General features: G+C 66.2%; 17 protein-coding genes. 13 read left to right on the plus strand and 4 right to left on the minus strand.

What is annotated here, in order from left to right; all coding sequences use genetic code 11:
- Positions 1–500: 500 nt before the first annotated feature.
- Positions 501–1,766 (minus strand): SGNH/GDSL hydrolase family protein, encoded by a 1,266-nt coding sequence (locus tag F3J14_RS25770; protein WP_166725376.1) that lies wholly within the window; start codon positions 1,764–1,766, stop codon positions 501–503.
- A 200-nt stretch (positions 1,767–1,966) separates the two neighbouring features.
- On the opposite strand from F3J14_RS25770, the gene paaA reads away from it, so the two are divergent.
- From paaA to F3J14_RS25810, 8 genes are all read left to right on the plus strand, one after another.
- The gene (gene paaA, locus F3J14_RS25775; RefSeq protein WP_166725377.1) at positions 1,967–2,965 is read left to right on the plus strand and encodes a 1,2-phenylacetyl-CoA epoxidase subunit PaaA; all 999 of its coding nucleotides are present in this window, start codon (positions 1,967–1,969) and stop codon (positions 2,963–2,965) included.
- 36 nt (positions 2,966–3,001) lie between these two features.
- Positions 3,002–3,286 carry a 1,2-phenylacetyl-CoA epoxidase subunit PaaB gene (paaB, locus tag F3J14_RS25780; protein ID WP_006752453.1) on the plus strand — a complete coding sequence of 95 codons (285 nt, stop codon included), beginning with the start codon at positions 3,002–3,004 and terminating at the stop codon, positions 3,284–3,286.
- Between the two features lie 10 nt (positions 3,287–3,296).
- Positions 3,297–4,100, plus strand: a complete 804-nt coding sequence (paaC, locus tag F3J14_RS25785) for a 1,2-phenylacetyl-CoA epoxidase subunit PaaC (protein ID WP_166725378.1) — start codon at positions 3,297–3,299, stop codon at positions 4,098–4,100.
- Positions 4,101–4,125: 25 nt separating this feature from the next.
- A complete protein-coding gene (gene paaD / locus F3J14_RS25790; RefSeq protein WP_166725379.1) occupies positions 4,126–4,689 on the plus strand; it encodes a 1,2-phenylacetyl-CoA epoxidase subunit PaaD in 564 nt (187 codons plus the stop codon).
- 2 nt (positions 4,690–4,691) lie between these two features.
- On the plus strand, positions 4,692–5,780 hold the full coding sequence (paaE, locus tag F3J14_RS25795) for a 1,2-phenylacetyl-CoA epoxidase subunit PaaE (RefSeq protein ID WP_166725380.1): 1,089 nt from the start codon (positions 4,692–4,694) through the stop codon (positions 5,778–5,780).
- Between the two features lie 130 nt (positions 5,781–5,910).
- Positions 5,911–6,726, plus strand: a complete 816-nt coding sequence (locus F3J14_RS25800; RefSeq protein WP_166725381.1) for a DUF1835 domain-containing protein — start codon at positions 5,911–5,913, stop codon at positions 6,724–6,726.
- 22 nt (positions 6,727–6,748) lie between these two features.
- Positions 6,749–7,354: a TetR/AcrR family transcriptional regulator gene (locus F3J14_RS25805; protein ID WP_006752458.1), complete on the plus strand. Its 606-nt coding sequence runs from the start codon at positions 6,749–6,751 to the stop codon at positions 7,352–7,354.
- 235 nt (positions 7,355–7,589) lie between these two features.
- Positions 7,590–8,237, plus strand: a complete 648-nt coding sequence (locus tag F3J14_RS25810) for a GNAT family N-acetyltransferase (RefSeq protein ID WP_166725382.1) — start codon at positions 7,590–7,592, stop codon at positions 8,235–8,237.
- A gap of 71 nt (positions 8,238–8,308) precedes the next feature.
- On the opposite strand, the gene F3J14_RS25815 is transcribed toward F3J14_RS25810, so the two are convergent.
- Positions 8,309–8,833, minus strand: a complete 525-nt coding sequence (locus F3J14_RS25815; protein WP_011655746.1) for an Lrp/AsnC family transcriptional regulator — start codon at positions 8,831–8,833, stop codon at positions 8,309–8,311.
- A 212-nt stretch (positions 8,834–9,045) separates the two neighbouring features.
- Between F3J14_RS25815 and hppD the strand changes: the two genes are divergently transcribed.
- Positions 9,046–10,143, plus strand: coding sequence for a 4-hydroxyphenylpyruvate dioxygenase (gene hppD, locus F3J14_RS25820; RefSeq protein WP_166725383.1), 1,098 nt, complete (start codon positions 9,046–9,048; stop codon positions 10,141–10,143).
- 114 nt (positions 10,144–10,257) lie between these two features.
- Here hppD and F3J14_RS25825 read toward each other — a convergent pair whose 3' ends face one another.
- Positions 10,258–10,449, minus strand: a complete 192-nt coding sequence (locus F3J14_RS25825; protein ID WP_166725384.1) for a hypothetical protein — start codon at positions 10,447–10,449, stop codon at positions 10,258–10,260.
- 320 nt (positions 10,450–10,769) lie between these two features.
- Between F3J14_RS25825 and F3J14_RS25830 the strand changes: the two genes are divergently transcribed.
- The gene (locus tag F3J14_RS25830) at positions 10,770–14,360 is read left to right on the plus strand and encodes an indolepyruvate ferredoxin oxidoreductase family protein (protein WP_166725385.1); all 3,591 of its coding nucleotides are present in this window, start codon (positions 10,770–10,772) and stop codon (positions 14,358–14,360) included.
- A gap of 135 nt (positions 14,361–14,495) precedes the next feature.
- On the opposite strand, the gene F3J14_RS25835 is transcribed toward F3J14_RS25830, so the two are convergent.
- Positions 14,496–16,766 (minus strand): NADP-dependent malic enzyme, encoded by a 2,271-nt coding sequence (locus F3J14_RS25835; RefSeq protein WP_166725386.1) that lies wholly within the window; start codon positions 16,764–16,766, stop codon positions 14,496–14,498.
- Between the two features lie 449 nt (positions 16,767–17,215).
- On the opposite strand from F3J14_RS25835, the gene F3J14_RS25840 reads away from it, so the two are divergent.
- The 3 genes from F3J14_RS25840 to F3J14_RS25850 all read left to right on the plus strand — a co-directional run.
- Positions 17,216–17,902, plus strand: coding sequence for an orotate phosphoribosyltransferase (locus F3J14_RS25840; protein WP_069746497.1), 687 nt, complete (start codon positions 17,216–17,218; stop codon positions 17,900–17,902).
- A 227-nt stretch (positions 17,903–18,129) separates the two neighbouring features.
- The gene (locus F3J14_RS25845; RefSeq protein WP_166725387.1) at positions 18,130–18,732 is read left to right on the plus strand and encodes a YbhB/YbcL family Raf kinase inhibitor-like protein; all 603 of its coding nucleotides are present in this window, start codon (positions 18,130–18,132) and stop codon (positions 18,730–18,732) included.
- Between the two features lie 213 nt (positions 18,733–18,945).
- Positions 18,946–19,443: flavodoxin family protein (locus F3J14_RS25850; protein ID WP_166725388.1), on the plus strand; the 498-nt coding region annotated here is incomplete at its 3' end.

Consider the following 19,443-nt stretch of genomic DNA (forward strand, 5'->3'; position numbering starts at 1 on the left):
CTGACTTACTTTAGTGTGAGACTCTTGATACTTTCGCTATCTGATCCGAAGATCAGCTCGCTTCCATCAAGCGCCCACACTTATCGGCTGTTAATTTTTAAAGAGCATTTCTGCGAGAAACCTTCTGCTTCCCAGCAGCGCTGCGTTTTCAGCAGCAGAGAAACGAGATTATGAACCGTCTTTCTTCGCTCGTCAACAACTTTTTGAACTGCTTCGTTGCGACGGCGGGGTTCAACTTCGTGTGCGCCGGGGCTCCTACAACCTACCCTCGACCGCACCGCTTCCCTTCCCTCCCGCGCCGCGTTTCCGTTAGCGCGAAAGAGGCGTGATTCTAAGCACCCGCCCCCGTCTCCGCAAGCCCCTTTGTGAAAATATTTTGAAAAAGCCCCCGTGCGCTGCCGCGCACGAGGGCTTGGGGTTCGACGGACGACGCACCGCCCGCGATCCGGAAGCAGCCGGCGGCTGGTCGCACTCTCTCTATATATATGTATTAGGCGATTTCACTTGCCGCCAACCACGGCCTGCAGCCGCTCCACCGGCACCGCGTCGGCCATCGCCGTGTAGCCGGCGTCGCTCGGGTGAATGCCGTCACCGCTGTCATATCGGCGCAGCAGCACGCTCGGGTGCGCCGGATCGCGCAGCACAGCGTCGAAGTCGACCACGCCGTCGAACCCGCCGCCGCTCCGAATCCACCGGTTCACCTCGAGCCGGATCGCCTCGCGCCCGGCCGGCAATGCCGCAGGCGTAAGCGTTGCACCGAAGACCTTCACACCCTGGCGGTGCGCGGCCTCGATCAACCGGCGGTAGCCGTCGATCAACGACGCGGCCGTGACCTGCGTATGCGGGCTGTCGCAATCGAGCCCCGCACGCGGCGGCATCGCCGCGAAGTTGATGTCGTTGATGCCGATCAGCACGATCGCCGCCTTCACCCCCGCGCGCGAAAGCGCATCGCGCTCGAACCGCGACGCGAGCGACGTGCCGTAGCACGCCGAATCGCTGAGCAGCCGGTTGCCGCTGATCCCGAGATTCACCACGCCGAGCGTATTCGAACCTACCGCGGTCAGCCGGAGCGCCAGCGCATCCGGCCAGCGACGGTTGCGGTTCAGGCTGGAGCGCAGCCCGTCGGTGATGGAGTCCCCGATCGCCGCGACACTCGCCCGCGCAGCACCAGCCTCGACGGCCAATTCGGTCACCCACGCATACTGGGTAAAGCGCGTGCGGAATGCGCCGGCACCCGGGTCGTTCACGTGATCGCCCGGCGCCGATACGTAATTGAACTGGTTCGACACACGGTGCCACACGGTCATCCGCTGGTTCGCCCCCATCCGCAGGCTGATCGCATACGGCCGCCCGGCGGTCACGTCGATCGCCACCAGGTCGCTTTCGAGCTCCTGGCCCGGCGCGAGCGTCACCGACACCTTGCCGCCGAAGCGCACGGCAGTGCTCGCCCCATCGGCAAGCGCCGCGCCGTCACCCGCGCGCGCGAGACCCGCAGCATCGATCACCAGCGGCGCGCGACCGTATGCATTGCTCACGCGAATCCGCGCGGCATGTCCCGATACGGTCGGATAGACGATCTGCCGAACGGTCCGCCCAGCTACGTCGGGCGCACGATAGAGCGGCGGCGGCGCAGCCAGGTCGGGAATCGGCTGCAATGCAGTCGCCCATGCGGCGACCCACCCGGCCGGCGCGGCCGAGGCCGCGAACGGCGACAGGAACATGGACGCGCCCAGCACGGTCGCGACGAAGCTGCTTCGAAATGACATCGGCGAAATCCTCATCGGAAAGCGGGCATTGTGCCGCAGAAGCCGCCGATCTCACGCGGCGAACCGCCTTCCAGCGCAGCGATCGCGCCCCGACTCCTCTCGTTTACCCGAGTCTCGCCGCAAATGCACAAGAAATTTATTAACCGACCGGTCGGTTGGTTTATACTTCGCACACATTCAACCGGACGAGAATCTCCGCCATGTACACGCAATCCCTCGACATCCCCGGCAACGTCGCGTCGCTCGACGCCGCAGCCGAGTCGCCCGAGCAAGCGCGGTTCGACGCGGTCATGGCCGCGGACGGCAAGATCGAACCGCAGGACTGGATGCCCGACGCCTATCGCAAGACGCTGGTCCGCCAGATCTCGCAGCATGCGCACTCGGAAGTGGTCGGCATGCTGCCGGAAGGCAACTGGATCTCGCGCGCGCCGAGCCTGAAGCGCAAGGCGATCCTGCTCGCGAAAGTCCAGGACGAAGCCGGCCACGGCCTCTATCTTTATAGCGCGGCCGAAACGCTCGGCGTATCGCGCGATTCGCTGATCGACGCGCTGCACGCCGGCAAGGCGAAATACTCGAGCATCTTCAACTACCCGACGCCGACCTGGGCCGACGTCGGCGTGATCGGCTGGCTCGTCGACGGCGCCGCGATCATGAACCAGATCCCGCTGTGCCGCTGCACGTACGGCCCGTACGCGCGCGCGATGATCCGCGTGTGCAAGGAAGAATCGTTCCACCAGCGCCAGGGTTTCGATGCGCTGCTGTCGATGATGAAGGGCACCGACGCGCAGCGCGCGATGGTCCAGCAGGCCGTAAACCGCTGGTGGTGGCCGGTGCTGATGATGTTCGGCCCGAGCGACGCCGATTCGGTCCACAGCAGCCAGTCCGCGAAATGGGGCATCAAGCGGATCTCGAACGACGACCTGCGGCAGAAGTTCGTCGACGCGACGGTCGACCAGGCGAAGGTCCTCGGCGTGACGCTGCCCGACCCGGACCTGAAGTGGAACGAGGCGCGCGGCCACCACGACTACGGCACGATCGACTGGGATGAATTCTGGCGCGTCGTCAACGGCGACGGCCCTTGCAACAAGGAACGCCTAGCGACCCGCGTGAAGGCGCACGACGACGGCGCGTGGGTACGCGAAGCCGCGCTCGCGCACGAAGCGAAGCGCCGCGTCCGCGCCGAACAGCACGCCGCCTGAGCGGCAACCATCGAATACAGGATTCAGGAGAGAGTGATGAACAAGGAATGGCCGATCTGGGAAGTGTTCGTGCGCAGCAAGCAGGGCCTCGACCACAAGCATTGCGGCAGCCTGCACGCGGCCGACGCGTCGATGGCGCTGCGCATGGCGCGCGACGTCTACACGCGCCGCCAGGAAGGCGTGAGCATCTGGGTGGTGCCGTCGTCGGCGATCACCGCGTCGGATCCGGCCGAGAAAGCCGAGCTGTTCGAACCGGCGGGCGACAAGATCTACCGTCACCCGACGTTCTACACGCTGCCCGACGAAGTCAACCACATGTAACGCCCGCGCCATGACGATCACGCCCGAACACCTCTCCTACGTGCTGCGCCTTGCGGACAACGCGCTGATCCTCGGTCAGCGCAACGCCGAATGGTGCGGCCACGGCCCGATCCTCGAGGAAGACATCGCGCTCACCAACATGAGCCTCGACCTCATCGGCCAGGCCCGCATGCTGTATACGCACGCAGCCGAACTCGAGCGCCAGCTCAACGGCGCGGCGAAGACGGAAGACGATTACGCGTACTTCCGCACCGAGCGCGAATTCGCGAACTTCACGCTCGCCGAGCTGCCGCACTACGGCCCGATCGCCGGCACCGCGCACGCCGACAAGGACTACGCGGTGACGATCGTGCGCAACTTCCTCTACGCAACGCTGATGCTGCACGTGTGGACGGCGCTCGAAACGTCGACGGACGCGCACCTCGCCGCGATCGCCGCGAAATCGGTGAAGGAGACCCGCTATCACGTGCAGCACGCGCGCGAATGGCTGGTGCGCCTCGGCGACGGCACCGACGAATCGCATCGCCGCGCGCAGGCTGCGCTCGATTACCTGATTCCGTACACGCGCGAATTCTTCGCGGCCGACGCAATCGACGACGCCGTCGCCGCACTTGGCATCGCCCCGGCACCGGCCGCGCTCGAAGCCGCGTGGCGCGCGGACGTGGACGATGCGCTCGCGGAGGCGACGCTCACCTTGCCGGCGCCCGTCCAGCACGTGACGACCGGCAAGCAGGGCGAGCACTCCGAGCACATGGGCTACCTGCTCGCGGAAATGCAGAGCCTCGCGCGCCAGCACCCCGGCGCGACCTGGTAACCGGCCGACCCAACGGAGCCCGACGATGTCCGTCCAGACCGCTACACCCGCCGACGCCATGCCCGCCGCGCACCGCAACGATCCATTGCTCGCGCGTGCATGGGACGTGCTCGAAGCGGTGCCCGATCCCGAAATCCCGGTTGTGTCGATCCGCGAGCTCGGCATCCTGCGCGACGTCCGTCGCGCGGACGACGGCCTGCTCGAAGTCGTGATCACGCCGACCTACTCCGGCTGTCCGGCCATGTCGCAGATCGCCGAGGACATCGCCGCCGCGCTGCAGGCCGCCGACCTGCCGCCGCACCGGATCGAGACGGTGCTCGCGCCCGCGTGGACGACCGACTGGATCACGCAGGAAGCGCGCGAGAAGCTGCGCGCCTACGGCATCGCGCCGCCCGTCGGTCTGTGCGGCAGCGCCGCGCCACGGGAAACCGTCGTGCGTTTCGTGCCGCGGCCGGTCGCGGCGCCCGTTTGCCCGCGCTGCGGCTCCGCCCGCACCGAGCGTCTCGCGCAATTCGCGTCCACGGCCTGCAAGGCGCTGTATCGCTGCGTCGACTGCCGCGAACCCTTCGACTACTTCAAACCCTATTGATCATGGCGACTCCGCAATTTCACCCGCTGCGTATCCGCGACGTGCGCCCCGAGACCGCCGACGCCGTTACGGTCTCCTTCGACGTGCCGCCGGAGCTGCGCGACGCGTACCGCTTCACGCAAGGCCAGTTCGTCACGCTGAAGACCCATATCGACGGCGAGGAAACGCGCCGCTCGTACTCGATCTGTGTCGGCACGACCGACTACGATCGTGACGGCGAACTGCGCATCGGCATCAAGCGCGTGCGCGGCGGCCGTTTCTCGAACTTCGCGTTCGACACGCTGAAGCCGGGCCACACGATCGACGTGATGACGCCGGACGGCCGCTTCTTCACGCACCTGAACGCCGATCACGGCCAGCAGTACGTCGCGTTCTCCGGCGGCTCGGGCATCACGCCGGTGCTCGCGATCGTGAAGACGACGCTCGAACTCGAACCGCGCAGCACGTTCACGCTGATCTACGGCAACCGCAGCGTCGACTCGATCATGTTCGCGGAGGAGCTCGAGGACCTGAAGAACCGCTACATGAACCGCTTCGTCCTGTATCACGTGCTGTCGGACGACCAGCAGGACGTCGAGCTGTTCAATGGCGTCCTCGACCAGGCGAAATGCGCGGAATTCCTCGCCACGCTGATGCCCGCCGACGCGATCGACGAAGCGTTCATCTGCGGCCCCGCGCCGATGATGGACGCAGCCGAAGCCGCGCTGAAGGCAGCCGGCGTGCCGCAGGCGAAGGTGCATGTCGAACGCTTCGGCACGCCGCTGCCGCAGGCCGGCGCACCCGTCGTCGAGATCACCGACACGACGCCGGCCGCCGACCTCGAAATCGTGCTCGACGGCAAGAAGCGCAAGCTGCGCTTGCCGTACGAAGGCGTGAGCCTGCTCGACGTCGGCCTGCGCGCGGGCCTCGCGCTGCCCTACGCGTGCAAGGGCGGCGTGTGCTGCACGTGCCGGGCGAAGGTGGTCGAAGGCGAAGTCCGGATGGAAAAGAACTACACGCTCGAGGAACACGAAGTGAAGGACGGCTTCGTGCTCACATGCCAGTGCCACCCGATCAGCGACAAGGTCGTCGTCAGCTTCGACGAGCGTTGAGCGGCGTCGTACCGGCGCGGCGTGCCGGTTTCTCGTCGTCACACATCTCGCTTACACTAGGGGCCGCCGGCCGGCTGGACGTCATCGCGTCCGCCCGTCCGGCGGTTTTCTTTTGTTCGATGACAGGCCGATGAGTACCATTCACGTGATTCAGGGCGGCACCGCCGCCGCGTCGCTGCGCGAGGCGCTCGCGCAAGCCGGACGCGACGAGCGCGTCGTCGGGTTGCTCGACGATCTCGCGGTCGGGCCGCTGAAGGGCGCCGACGAGACGCCCGACACGCGCGCCGCCTTCTGGCAGCGCGTGCTCGGCGATCAGATTCCCGACTGGAACGCGGAAATCGAAGGCGAGTTCGCCCGCCTCGACCAGCTCGCGATGGACACGGGCCAGGTGGTCGTCTGGCACGCGCCGAGCGTCGGCGACAAGCTGCTGCTGCGCCGCGTCGCCTATCACCTGCGCAACGTGCCGCAGCGCCTGAACGAGGTGCGGCTGTCGGCCGCCGACCTCGACGCGCCGCAGCGCGCGGCGCTGACCCGCACCGACCAGGCCTGTTCGACCGGGATGTTCTCGCCGGCGGCGCTCGCCCGCAAACGGCCGATGGCCGCGCCGGTCTCGGTGCTGCGCATCGGCCGCCTCGCGCTCGAATGGCAGGAGGCCAAGCACCTGAATGCCGAGTTGCGCTACTGGGTGAGCAACACGATCAAGAGCGGCCAGTACGCCGACCTCGACGCACTGATCGCCGCGCACGCGGAACCCGGCTGGCAACCCGCACAACGCGTCGTCGGCGGCATCATGGCCGGCGCCGACCGCGGCGGGCTGTTCGTCAGCGACTCGATCGCCTGGTGGCGCTGCCGCGAGCTCGCGGCAGCCGGCCGGCTCGAGCTGCAGGACGACGCGCCGGCCGCCCTCTCTTCCACGCAGGTGCGCGCGCCAGCCGCGGCCCGCTAACGCTACTCTTTCGCATTCGACCATGGCCCGTACCCGAGCGCCCGACCACGAATCCCAGCGCGAGCAGATCCTCGATCTCGCCGCCGAGAAATTCGCGCAGACGAGCTATCCGAGCACGTCGATGTCCGATCTCGCGACCGCGAGCGGCACGTCGAAGGCACGTCTCTATCACTATTACGAGAGCAAGGAAGCGATCCTGTTCGACCTGCTCGACCGCTACACGAAACGGTTGATGCTGATCATCGCCGAGGTCGAAGGCGCCAGCCAGCGGCGCGGCCTCAGCGAGCGCGACGCGTTCGCCGAACTGGTGCGGGCGTTCCTCGCCGAGTACGAGACGTCGCACAGCCGCCACGTCGCGCTGCTCAACGACGTGAAGTATCTGGAGGATGCGCAGCGCGAAATCGTGCTGGACCGCCAGCGCGACATCGTCGCGGCATTCGCGCGCCAGCTCGCGCGCGCCTATCCGGACCGGATCTCCAAGGAAAACCAGACGTCGGTCACGATGATGGTGTTCGGGATGATCAACTGGACGTTCACGTGGCTCAAGCCGGGCGGTCGCCTCGGCTACCGCGACTTCGCCGAACAGGTGATCGACCTGATGGAACGCGGGCTGTCGTCGGGCGCCTGATTGCCGCGCAGCAGCATGCGTTGCGCGGCGGGTACACTGCGACAGGCCGCCGCGCATTTCATATGATGAATTTTTTATCCGTTACAAATCAAATAGATAGCAAATGAACTAAGCGGATTTAGAATTTCCCCTCAGCACAAATAACGTCAAATACGGGTTTTCCCCAACCCCGCTCGGGTAAAATGCTGCTGCATCGCACAAGACGCTTGTGCAGCTACACACTGAGGAACCCACGATGAACACGCAACTCAACCGCCGTGCCGATGCCGTCGGCGACGCCGGTACTGCGCCGGTTCTCGTCAGGGAACTGGCTTCCAAAGACCGTGAGCGAATGCTCACCCACTTTCTCTCGCTCAACGAAGAGGACCGCCTGCTGCGCTTCGGCCAGATGGTGCCCGACCACGTGATCGAGAACTATGTCCGTACGATCGACTTCGGCCGCGACACCGTGTTCGGCGTGTTCGACCATGCGCTCGAACTGATCGGCGTCGGCCACCTGGCGTACCTGCCGGCCGAAGGCGACAAGCGCACGGCCGAATTCGGCGTGTCGGTGCTCGAAAGCGCCCGCGGCCGCGGCGTCGGCTCGAAGCTGTTCGAGCGCGCGGCGATCCGCAGCCGCAACACCCGCGTGACGATGCTGTATATGCATTGCCTGTCGCGCAACGCGACGATGATGCACATCGCGAAGAAGTCCGGGATGCGGATCGAATACGCATACGGCGAAGCCGATGCGTACCTGTCGCTGCCGCCGGCCGACCACTCGACGATCCTCGCCGAGATGCTGCAGGAGCAGGCCGCGGTGTTCGACTATGCGCTGAAGCGCCAGACGCACCGTACGTCGAAGTTCATCGAATCGCTGATGCCCGCCGCGCTGACGGCGTGACATCGGCCGACCGGGCTGCCCGCGGGGCGCCCGGCCCTCTTTTCTTGCCCCCCTTCTCCCGGCGCCGCGCGCTAGCGCACTGACCGAATCGGCAACGCCGTCGTCTCCTTGAAGCACTCGAGCGAGAAGCTCGTCTTCACATCGATCACCGACGGGTGGTGCAGCAAATGCTCCTGCACGAAGCGGGAGAAGTGCGCCATGTCCTCGACCTGCACGCGCAGCAGGTAATCCATGTCGCCCGTCATCGCATGGCACGCGACCACTTCCGGCCAGGTCTGCACGGCCGCGCGGAACAGTTCCGCGTGGGTCGCGCCCGCGCGCGCCGACGTCTCGTCGGCACGGACCGGCGCCAGGCCGCCGCGCTTCTCGAGCCGCACGCTCACATAGGCGAGCAGGTCGAGCCCGAGCTTCTGCGGATCGAGCAGCGCGACGTAGCCGGTGATCACGCCGATCTCCTCGAGCCGCCGGATCCGCCGCAGGCACGGGCTCGGCGACAGGTTCACCCGCTCGGCGATCTCCTGGTTCGACAGGCGGCCGTTCTCCTGAAGAATCGCGAGAATCCGCCGGTCGATGGCATCCAATTCGGCTTGCGCCATTTTCTGCCCTCCAATGATTATTTCGAGACTTGAAATTGCGTCATCGTAGGCACGGACAATCAAGTTCGCAAGTTTACGCTCCCCTCTGCCCGCTACACTCTGTCGCATGGAGCGATGCGTTGCGCGCGCCGCGGCACGCATCACCTTCGACATGAAACCGGCCGGGCTGCCCACCTCACCCGGCCGCTCGCACAGCACACAGGAGACACGGCATGCAGATCCCCAACTGGGACAATCCCGTCGGCACCGACGGCTTCGAATTCATCGAATACACCGCACCGGATCCGAAAGCGCTCGGACAGCTGTTCGAACGGATGGGTTTCACCGCGATCGCACGCCATCGCCACAAGGACGTGACGGTCTACCGCCAGGGCGACATCAACTTCATCATCAACGCCGAACCCGATTCGTTCGCACAACGCTTCGCGCGCCTGCACGGCCCGTCGATCTGCGCGATCGCGTTTCGCGTGCAGGACGCCGCGAAGGCGTACCGGCACGCGCTCGACCTCGGCGCGTGGGGCTTCGACAACAAGACGGGCCCGATGGAGCTGAACATCCCGGCGATCAAGGGCATCGGCGATTCGCTGATCTATTTCGTCGACCGCTGGCGCGGCAAGAACGGCGCGCAGCCCGGCGCAATCGGCGACATCAGCATCTATGACGTCGACTTCGAGCCGATCGCCGGCGCGAACCCGAACCCGGCCGGCCATGGCCTCACCTACATCGACCACCTGACGCACAACGTGCATCGCGGCCGCATGCAGGAATGGGCCGAGTTCTACGAGCGCCTGTTCAACTTCCGCGAAGTGCGCTACTTCGACATCGAAGGCAAGGTGACGGGCGTGAAGTCGAAGGCGATGACGTCGCCGTGCGGCAAGATCCGGATCCCGATCAACGAGGAAGGCTCGGACACGGCCGGCCAGATCCAGGAATACCTCGACGCGTACCACGGCGAAGGCATCCAGCACATCGCGCTCGGCACGAACGACATCTACGGCGCGGTCGACGGCCTGCGCGGCAAGGAAGTGAAGCTGCTCGACACGATCGACACGTATTACGAGCTTGTCGACCGCCGCGTGCCGAACCACGGCGAATCGCTCGACGAGTTGAAGAAGCGCAAGATCCTGATCGACGGGGCCCGCGACGACCTGCTGCTGCAGATCTTCACCGAAAACCAGATCGGCCCGATCTTCTTCGAGATCATCCAGCGCAAGGGCAACCAGGGCTTCGGCGAAGGCAACTTCAAGGCGCTGTTCGAATCGATCGAGCTCGACCAGATCCGCCGCGGCGTCGTCCAGGACAAGGCCTGACGCAGACGGCCGCGCGTACATCGGCGGCACAAGAAAAAAGGGCGGGAATCTTGCGATTCCCGCCCTTTTGTCGTTCTGCTCGTTGCGGCGCGGCCCGGCGGCCGCGCGAACGGATCAACGCACGTTCGCCTTCGCTGCGATGACGCGCTCGGCCGCCTGCGCTGCGGCGTCCTGTGCCGGCGCGATCTGACGCATCTGCGCGCCGGCTGCCGCCAGTGCGCTCGCGCCTCGCGCGTGCACCGGGCCGGTCATCGCGAAAAACGCCGCGGACACGATCAGGAAACTCTGGATATGACGTGTATTCATTGCACCTCCTTAAAAACTGCCGGCGCCTCCCCGGTTGCGTCGAAACGGGCCGACGCGGCCGGGCACCTCCGGCAGGCCGACAAGATTAACGGCATTTGTACGAAGATGGGGCCGGCTTTACATGCTTTTACATGATGTAACGCATGGCGGCGCGCTGTTTCGCCGACGCGGCGCGGCACGCCGGCCGATGGGCGACGGGTTTATCCCAGTGCTACCATCGCTTAAAACCGGCCAATATGCCGGCCACTGCCGAGACGTTCACAAGACGTCGACGCAATTGAAGCTTTGGTGATCCCAAACTGGGTGGAGGAGACTGTTCAATGAATGCCCCGCTAGACGCAGACCAACGCGCTTCGCTCGAAGCCGCGCTGAAGTCCGTCACGCTCGACGACAAATACACGCTCGAACGCGGCCGCGCGTACATGAGCGGCATCCAGGCGCTTGTGCGCCTGCCGATGCTCCAGCAGGAACGCGACCGCGCCGCCGGCCTCAACACGGCCGGCTTCATCTCCGGTTATCGCGGTTCGCCGCTTGGCGGCCTCGACCTCTCGCTGTGGAAGGCCAAGCAGCACCTCGCCTCCCATCAGATCGTCTTCCAGCCCGGTCTCAACGAAGATCTCGCCGCCACCGCCGTGTGGGGCTCGCAGCAGGTGAACCTGTACCCCGGCGCGAAGTACGACGGCGTGTTCGGCATGTGGTACGGCAAGGGCCCGGGCGTCGACCGCACCGGCGACGTCTTCAAGCACGCGAACTCGGCCGGCTCGTCGCCGCACGGTGGCGTGCTGGTGCTCGCCGGCGACGACCACGCGGCGAAATCGTCGACGCTCGCGCACCAGTCCGAACACATCTTCAAGGCCTGCGGGCTGCCGGTGCTGTTCCCGTCCAACGTGCAGGAATATCTCGACTTCGGCCTGCACGGCTGGGCGATGAGCCGCTACTCGGGCCTGTGGGTCGCGCTCAAGTGCGTGACGGACGTGGTCGAATCGTCGGCGTCGGTCGACATCGACCCGCATCGCACCGAGATCGTGCTGCCGACCGACTTCATCCTGCCGGAAGGCGGCCTGAACATCCGCTGGCCCGACCCGCCGCTCGTGCAGGAAGCGCGGCTGCTGGACTACAAGTGGTATGCGGCACTCGCCTATGTGCGCGCGAACAAGCTCGACCGGATCGAGATCGACTCGCCAACCGCGCGCTTCGGGATCATGACGGGCGGCAAGGCGTACCTCGACGTGCGCCAGGCGCTGAGCGACCTCGGCCTCGACGATGAAACCTGCGCCCGGATCGGCATCCGCCTCTACAAGGTCGGCTGCGTGTGGCCGCTCGAAGCGCAAGGCGCGCAGGCATTCGCGCGCGGCCTCGACGAAATCCTCGTCGTCGAGGAAAAGCGCCAGATCCTCGAATACGCGATCAAGGAAGAGCTGTACAACTGGCCCGATGCGCAGCGCCCGCGCGTGTTCGGCAAGTTCGACGAGAAGGACGGCGCCGGCGGCGAATGGTCGGTGCCGATGGGCAACTGGCTGCTGCCCGCGCACTACGAACTGTCGCCGGCGATCATCGCGAAGGCGATCGCGACGCGCCTCGAGAAGTTCGAGCTGCCGTCCGACGTGCGCGCGCGCATCGCCGCGCGGCTCGCGGTGATCAACGCGAAGGAAATGGCGCTCGCGAAGCCGCACGTGCAGACCGAGCGCAAGCCGTGGTTCTGCTCGGGCTGCCCGCACAACACGTCGACCAACGTGCCGGAAGGCTCGCGCGCGATCGCCGGGATCGGCTGCCACTACATGACGGTGTGGATGGACCGCAGCACGAGCACCTTCAGCCAGATGGGCGGCGAAGGCGTGCCGTGGATCGGCCAGGCGCCGTTCACCGACGAAAAGCACGTGTTCGCGAACCTCGGCGACGGCACCTATTTCCACTCGGGCCTGCTGGCGGTGCGCGCGGCAATCTCGTCGAAGGCGAACATCACCTACAAGATCCTCTACAACGACGCCGTCGCAATGACGGGCGGCCAGCCGGTCGACGGCGTGCTGACGGTGCCGCAGATCACGCACCAGCTCGCGTCCGAAGGCGCGAAGAAGATCGTGATCGTCACCGACGAGCCGGAAAAGTACGACGACCAGAAGACACTGCTCGCGCCGGGCGTGACGATCCATCACCGCGACCAGCTCGACGACGTGCAGCGCGAACTGCGCGAGATCGCCGGCACGACGATCCTGATCTACGACCAGACTTGCGCGACCGAGAAGCGCCGCCGCCGCAAGCGCGGCACGTATCCGGATCCGGCGAAGCGCGTCGTGATCAACGACGCGGTGTGCGAAGGCTGCGGCGACTGCTCGGTGCAGTCGAACTGCCTGTCGGTCGAGCCGCTCGAAACCGAATTCGGCACGAAGCGCCAGATCAACCAGTCGAGCTGCAACAAGGACTTCTCGTGCTTGAAGGGCTTCTGCCCGAGCTTTGTCACGGTCGAGGGCGGTCAGTTGAAGAAGCCGAAGGCCGTGTCGGTCGACGGCGGCGCGCTGCCGCCGATTCCGGAGCCGACGCTGCCGGCGATCGACCGTGCTTACGGCGTGCTCGTCACGGGCGTCGGCGGCACGGGCGTCGTCACGATCGGCGCGCTGCTCGGCATGGCCGCACACCTGGAGAACAAGGGCGTGACCGTGCTCGACGTCACGGGCCTCGCGCAGAAGGGCGGCGCCGTGATGAGCCACGTGCAGATCTCGCATGCGCCGACCGACATCCACGCGACGCGAATCGCGATGGGCGAAGCCGACCTCGTGATCGGCTGCGACGCGATCGTCACGGCCGGCGACGAATGCACGTCGCGGATGCGGCATGACACGACGCGCGTGGTCGTCAACAGCGCGCAGACGCCGACCGCCGAGTTCATCAAGAACCCGAACTGGGCGTTCCCGGGCGTGTCCGCCGAAAGCGACATCCGCGCGGCGGCAGGCACGGCCGTCGACTTCATCGATGCAAACCGCTTCGCGGTCGCGCTGCTCGGCGATGCGATCTACACGAACCCGTTCGTGCTCGGCTACGCGTGGCAGAAAGGCTGGCTGCCGCTCACGCTCGCGTCGCTCGAACGCGCGATCGAGCTGAACGCGGTGTCGGTCGAGAAGAACCGGGCGGCGTTCGACTGGGGTCGCCGCGCCGCGCACGACCTCGCGAGCGTGAAGCAGGCCGCGGCCGGCGACGCGCGCCCCGTGCAGGGCGCGACGGTGATCGCGCTGCACACGAAGAAGGCGGTCGACGCATTGATCGCGAAGCGCGTGGATGTCCTCACCGCGTACCAGAACGCCGCGTATGCATCGCGCTATGCAGCCTTCGTCGACAGGGTGCGGGCGGCCGAGCGAGCGCTGGCGGACGGTGACGCCGTGCAGGAGCCGCTGACCGAAGCGGTCGCACGCAATCTGTTCAAGCTGATGGCGTACAAGGACGAATACGAGGTCGCGCGGCTGCAGTCCGATCCGGCGTTCCTCGCGCGCCTGTCGTCGCAGTTCGAAGGCGATTGGAAGCTGAAATTCCACCTCGCGCCGCCGCTGTTCGCGAAGACGGATGCACACGGCCATCTCGTAAAGAAGGCGTACGGCCCGTGGATGATGTCCGCGTTCCGGCTGCTCGCGAAGGCGAAGTTTCTGCGCGGCACGGGGCTCGACCCGTTCGGCCGCACCGAGGAACGCCGCACCGAGCGCGCACTGATCGGCGAGTACGAAGCGCTGATCGGCGAAGTGCTCGGCAAGTTGAACGCGGCCAACCGCCCGCTCGCGCTCGAGCTCGCGGCGCTGCCGGACGGCATTCGCGGCTACGGCCACGTGAAGGAGAACAACCTGCGTGCGGTGCGCCAGAAGTGGAACACGCTGCTCGCGCAGTGGCGTTCGCCGACGGCCGGGCAGACGAGCCAGCAGGTCGCGTAACGGTACGCGGCGGGCGTTCGCGGTCGGGACGCCCGCCCCGTGCGGCACGCTGGACACAAAAAACGCCACGGAACGCGAGTTCCGTGGCGTTTTTCATGGTGCCGCGCGTGATGCGCGGCCCACGCGGGCGCGAACTTACTTCGTGTTCGCGTTCGCGGCGGCAACCGCCGTCATGTTGATGATCCGGCGCACGGTCGCGGCCGGCGTCAGGATGTGGACCGGCTTCGCCGCGCCGAGCAGGAACGGGCCGACCGTCACGCCTTCGCCGCCGACCATCTTCAGCAGGTTGTACGCGATGTTCGCCGCTTCGACGTTCGGCATGATCAGCAGGTTCGCTTCGCCCGACAGCGTCGTGCCCGGGAACGCGGCCTTGCGGACCGCTTCCGACAGCGCCGCGTCGCCGTGCATTTCGCCGTCGACTTCGAGGTTCGGTGCGCGCTCGCTGATCAGCTTGCGGGCTTCCGCCATCCGGCGCGACGACGACGACGGCGCGCTACCGAAGTTCGAGTTCGACAGCAGCGCGGCCTTCGGCGTGATGCCGAAGCGCTCGATCTCGGCGGCAGCCTGGATCGTCATGTCGGCGAGCTGTTCCGCGCTCGGCACTTCGTTCACGTACGTGTCGCACATGAACAGGTTGCGGCCCGGCAGCATCAGCAGGTTCATCGCCGCGTAGTGCTCGGCGCCGTTCGCACGGCCCAGCACCTGCTCGATGAACTTCAGGTGCGTGTGGTACGTGTCGATCATCCCGCAGATCATCCCGTCCGCATCGCCCAGGTGCACCAGCATCGCGCCGATCAGCGTGTTGAACTTGCGCAGCGCGGCCTTCGCGACTTCCGGCGTGACGCCGTCGCGCGCGCCGATCTCGTGGTACGCCTGCCAGTAGCGGTGGTAGCGCGTGTCGTCTTCCGGATTCACGATCTCGAAATCGACGCCGACCTTCAGCTTCGAGCCGATCTTCTGCAGGCGCATCTCGACGACCGACGGACGGCCGATGATGATCGGCTTCGCGATCTTTTCCAGCAGCACGAACTGCGCGGCGCGCAGCACACGCTCGTCCTCACCCTCGGCGAACACGATGCGGGCCTGCTTCTGCTTCGCCGTCGCGAACACCGGGCGCATCACCATGCCGGTGCGGTAGACGGTCGCGCCGAGCTGCTCGCGGTACGCGTCCATGTCCTGGATCGGGCGCGTGGCGACGCCCGAATCCATCGCGGCTTGCGCGACGGCCGGCGCGATCTTGATGATCAGGCGCGGGTCGAACGGCTTCGGAATCAGGTATTCCGGCCCGAATTCGAGCGAGTGGCCTTCATACGCCTTCGCGACTTCCTCACTCTGCTCGGTTTCCTGGGCCAGTTCGGCGATCGCGCGCACGCACGCGAGCTTCATTTCTTCCGTGATCGTCGTCGCGCCGACGTCGAGCGCGCCGCGGAAAATGAACGGGAAGCACAGCACGTTGTTGACCTGGTTCGGGTAGTCCGAACGGCCGGTCGCGACGATCGCGTCCGGGCGCACGGCCTTCGCGTCTTCCGGGCGGATTTCCGGTTCCGGATTCGCGAGCGCCAGGATCAGCGGCCGGTCGCCCATCGTCTTGACCATGTCCTGCTTCAGCACGCCCGCGCTCGAGCAGCCGAGGAACACGTCCGCGCCGACGATCGCGTCGGCGAGCGTGCGCGCGTCGGTGGTCGCCGCATAGCGCTGCTTCGACGGATCGAGGTTGCCGCGCCCTTCGTAGATCACGCCCTTCGAGTCGGCGACGAGGATGTTCGACTTCGTCAGGCCGAGGTTCACCAGCAGGTCCAGACACGCGATCGCTGCCGCGCCCGCGCCCGAGCATACGAGCTTCACTTCCGACAGCTTCTTGCCGACGACCTTCAGGCCGTTCAGGATCGCGGCCGACGCGATGATCGCGGTGCCGTGCTGGTCATCGTGGAAGACGGGGATCTTCATGCGCTCGCGCAGCTTCTGCTCGATGTAGAAGCATTCCGGCGCCTTGATGTCCTCGAGGTTGATGCCGCCGAGCGTCGGCTCGAGCATCGCGATCGCCTCGACGAGCTTGTCAGGGTCGGACTCCGACAGTTCGATGTCGAACACGTCGATGCCCGCGAACTTCTTGAACAGGCAGCCCTTGCCTTCCATCACCGGCTTTGCAGCGAGCGGGCCGATGTTGCCGAGGCCGAGCACGGCGGTGCCGTTCGTGATGACGCCGACGAGGTTGCCGCGCGACGTGTACTTCTGCGCGTCGAGCGGATCGGCGTGGATCGCTTCGCACGCAGCGGCGACGCCCGGCGAATAGGCAAGCGACAGATCGAGCTGGTTCGACAGCGGCTTGGTCGGGGTGACCGAAATCTTGCCGGGTTTCGGGTTCAGGTGATAAGCGAGTGCGGCCTGCTTCAGTTGTTCGTCCATGATTGACCTGCGAGAGACATGCGAAATTTTGACGGTTCAGTACACAGCACCTTGAGCCGCGTCTGCCGGGATCGAGGGGATGGTCGACTGCGAGACGGCTCGCGACGCGCCGGGTCGGCACGCCACCGAACCTTGGCGGGTGGGCAAGAGGAAGTACAAAGTACTGAACGATTTCTAAGGGTCGCCTAGTGTACACCCCCTAAATGACCTCTGTTGGTGCACCGCGGCATCCTTGGCATCCGCATCGGGGTGATCGCGCCCCGTTTGTTTCGCCGGTGGTGAGTGCTGCGCGAGTTCCGCCGAAAACCGGCCTGAATCGGGTAAAATAGCCGGCTACGCGCGCAGCGATGCGATCGGCCCGCCGATCGCACCCCGGCCCCTCCGGCAGGTTCCCCTTGCTGCGCCACCGGGCCCGCGCCCGCTCTTCGCTCATCACCCAAGGAATGCCCATGACAGGCTACGATCGTCAGTCGATCTCGGATACGACCGCCAAAATCCTGCTCGAAGTGCAGGCGGTGCACTTCAACGCCGAAAAACCGTTCATCTTCACGTCCGGCTGGGCAAGCCCCGTCTACATCGACTGCCGCAAGCTGATCTCGTATCCGCGCGTGCGTCGTGCGCTGATGGAAATGGCGGAAACGACGATCATGCGCGACGTCGGCTTCGAGCAGATCGACGCGGTGGCGGGCGGCGAGACGGCCGGCATCCCGTTCGCGGCATGGCTCGCGGACCGCATGATGGTGCCGATGCAGTACGTGCGCAAGAAGCCGAAGGGTTTCGGCCGCAACGCGCAGATCGAGGGTCATCTGGAAGAAGGCTCGCGCGTGCTGCTGGTGGAAGACCTGACGACCGACAGCCGCAGCAAGATCAACTTCGTCAACGCGCTGCGCACCGCGGGCGCGACGGTGAACCACTGCTTCGTGCTGTTCCACTACAACATCTTCAAGGAAAGCGTGTCGGTCCTGAAGGACATCGACGTCGACCTGCACGCGCTGGCGACCTGGTGGGACGTGCTGCGCGTCGCGAAGGCATCGGGCTACTTCGAGACCAAGACGCTCGACGAAGTCGAGAAGTTCCTGCACGCGCCGGCCGAGTGGTCGGCCGCGCACGGCGGCGCAACGGCCCCGAAGGAATGACGCCAGGCCGGCACGCTGGCTGAAAGAGCCGCTCGCCTGATCGCGAGCGGTTTTTTTTCGTCCGTCGATCCGCATCAGGCCGCGCCCGATTGCGGGCAACGGCATGCGTCGTTCATCGAACCCTAATGCTAGACTTGATCCATCGCCGCCATCAGCTGCGCAGGCAACGCACAACGCCAACAATGCCGGGAGCATCGATCCGGTTCACGTGACGGGAGAAGCGCCAAATGCGTGTGGATCGCCGGATCACTTCGCCTGCGTGCCCGGGTCGTCCGTCTCCGTTCATCGTCGCCCTTCTCTGCGCTGCCGCATGCGCTGCGTTCGCCGCCCTGCCCGCGCGGGCGGAAGGCCCGTTTACCGTGTCGAGCGACGAGCTGACGCCCGGCGGCCGCGTCGGTGCCGCGAACGTGTTCGACCGCGGCGACTGCAAGGGCGAGAACCGTTCGCCGCAGCTCAGCTGGCGCAATCCACCGCCCGGCACGCGCAGCTATGCGATCACGATCTTCGATCCCGATGCGCCGGGGCACGGCTGGTGGCACTGGGCCGTCGCCGGCATCCCGGCGAGCGTCACGAGCGTGCCGGTCGATGCAAGCGCGTCGGGCTTCCTGCGGCGCATCGGCGCGAGCGAGGCGCGCAACGACTTCGGGATCGACGGCTACGGCGGCCCGTGCCCACCGCCCGGCAAGCCGCACCGCTACGTAATCACCATCTATGCGCTGAAGGGCACCGACCTGCGCGTCGCGCAAGGGCGCCCCGCCCCGATGTTCGAGCACGAGATCGGCACGCTGACGATCGGCACCGCCCGGCTCACGGTCAATTACGGGCAATAAGCGGTCGCGCGCCGCCGCACGTCCGGCGTCGCGATGGTCCCCGCCTGCGAAATCCGGTGTGCGCGCCGCACGCTTTTCTCCCGTCATTTCGGCTTGCTAGACTCGGCTGCACCGATCGCGGCATCCCGCCGCGCATCGGTCGCGCCGCCCAAGCGGCGCGTGTCGCGGCAGGCCACGACGCCTGCCCTTTCGCCCCCTTCCGGAGAACGCTTCATGTCGAACATCGTCATCGTCTATCACAGCGGCTACGGTCACACGCAGAAACTGGCCGAGGCCGTCCATGCGGGCGCGCAGGATGCCGGCGCCACCGCACGCCTGATCGCCGTCGGCGAACTCGACGACGCAGGCTGGGCCGCGCTCGACGCGGCGGACGCGATCGTCTTCGGCGCGCCGACCTACATGGGCGGCCCGTCCGCGCAGTTCAAGCAATTCGCCGATGCCACGTCGAAACCGTGGTTCACGCAGAAGTGGAAGGACAAGATCGCCGCGGGCTTCACGAACTCCGCGACGATGAACGGCGACAAGTTCTCGACGATTCAGTATTTCGTCACGCTGGCGATGCAACATGGGATGGTGTGGGTCGGCACGGGCATGATGCCGGCCAACTCGAAGGCGGCCACGCGCAACGACATCAACTACGTCGGCGGCTTCACGGGCCTGCTCGCGCAGTCGCCGGCGGACGCGACGCCCGACGAGGGCCCGCTGCCCGGC

It is taken from the genome of Burkholderia sp. Tr-862 (genome assembly GCF_011753085.1).
Taxonomy (GTDB): domain Bacteria; phylum Pseudomonadota; class Gammaproteobacteria; order Burkholderiales; family Burkholderiaceae; genus Burkholderia; species Burkholderia ambifaria.

Bases quoted from the DNA above. Each gene is read 5' to 3' on its own strand.
- F3J14_RS25770 (WP_166725376.1), bottom strand. From the start codon at position 1,766: ATGTCATTTCGAAGCAGCTTCGTCGCGACCGTGCTGGGCGCGTCCATG.
- paaA (WP_166725377.1), top strand. From the start codon at position 1,967: ATGTACACGCAATCCCTCGACATCCCCGGCAACGTCGCGTCGCTCGAC.
- paaB (WP_006752453.1), top strand. From the start codon at position 3,002: ATGAACAAGGAATGGCCGATCTGGGAAGTGTTCGTGCGCAGCAAGCAG.
- paaC (WP_166725378.1), top strand. From the start codon at position 3,297: ATGACGATCACGCCCGAACACCTCTCCTACGTGCTGCGCCTTGCGGAC.
- paaD (WP_166725379.1), top strand. From the start codon at position 4,126: ATGTCCGTCCAGACCGCTACACCCGCCGACGCCATGCCCGCCGCGCAC.
- paaE (WP_166725380.1), top strand. From the start codon at position 4,692: ATGGCGACTCCGCAATTTCACCCGCTGCGTATCCGCGACGTGCGCCCC.
- F3J14_RS25800 (WP_166725381.1), top strand. From the start codon at position 5,911: ATGAGTACCATTCACGTGATTCAGGGCGGCACCGCCGCCGCGTCGCTG.
- F3J14_RS25805 (WP_006752458.1), top strand. From the start codon at position 6,749: ATGGCCCGTACCCGAGCGCCCGACCACGAATCCCAGCGCGAGCAGATC.
- F3J14_RS25810 (WP_166725382.1), top strand. From the start codon at position 7,590: ATGAACACGCAACTCAACCGCCGTGCCGATGCCGTCGGCGACGCCGGT.
- F3J14_RS25815 (WP_011655746.1), bottom strand. From the start codon at position 8,833: ATGGCGCAAGCCGAATTGGATGCCATCGACCGGCGGATTCTCGCGATT.
- hppD (WP_166725383.1), top strand. From the start codon at position 9,046: ATGCAGATCCCCAACTGGGACAATCCCGTCGGCACCGACGGCTTCGAA.
- F3J14_RS25825 (WP_166725384.1), bottom strand. From the start codon at position 10,449: ATGAATACACGTCATATCCAGAGTTTCCTGATCGTGTCCGCGGCGTTT.
- F3J14_RS25830 (WP_166725385.1), top strand. From the start codon at position 10,770: ATGAATGCCCCGCTAGACGCAGACCAACGCGCTTCGCTCGAAGCCGCG.
- F3J14_RS25835 (WP_166725386.1), bottom strand. From the start codon at position 16,766: ATGGACGAACAACTGAAGCAGGCCGCACTCGCTTATCACCTGAACCCG.
- F3J14_RS25840 (WP_069746497.1), top strand. From the start codon at position 17,216: ATGACAGGCTACGATCGTCAGTCGATCTCGGATACGACCGCCAAAATC.
- F3J14_RS25845 (WP_166725387.1), top strand. From the start codon at position 18,130: ATGCGTGTGGATCGCCGGATCACTTCGCCTGCGTGCCCGGGTCGTCCG.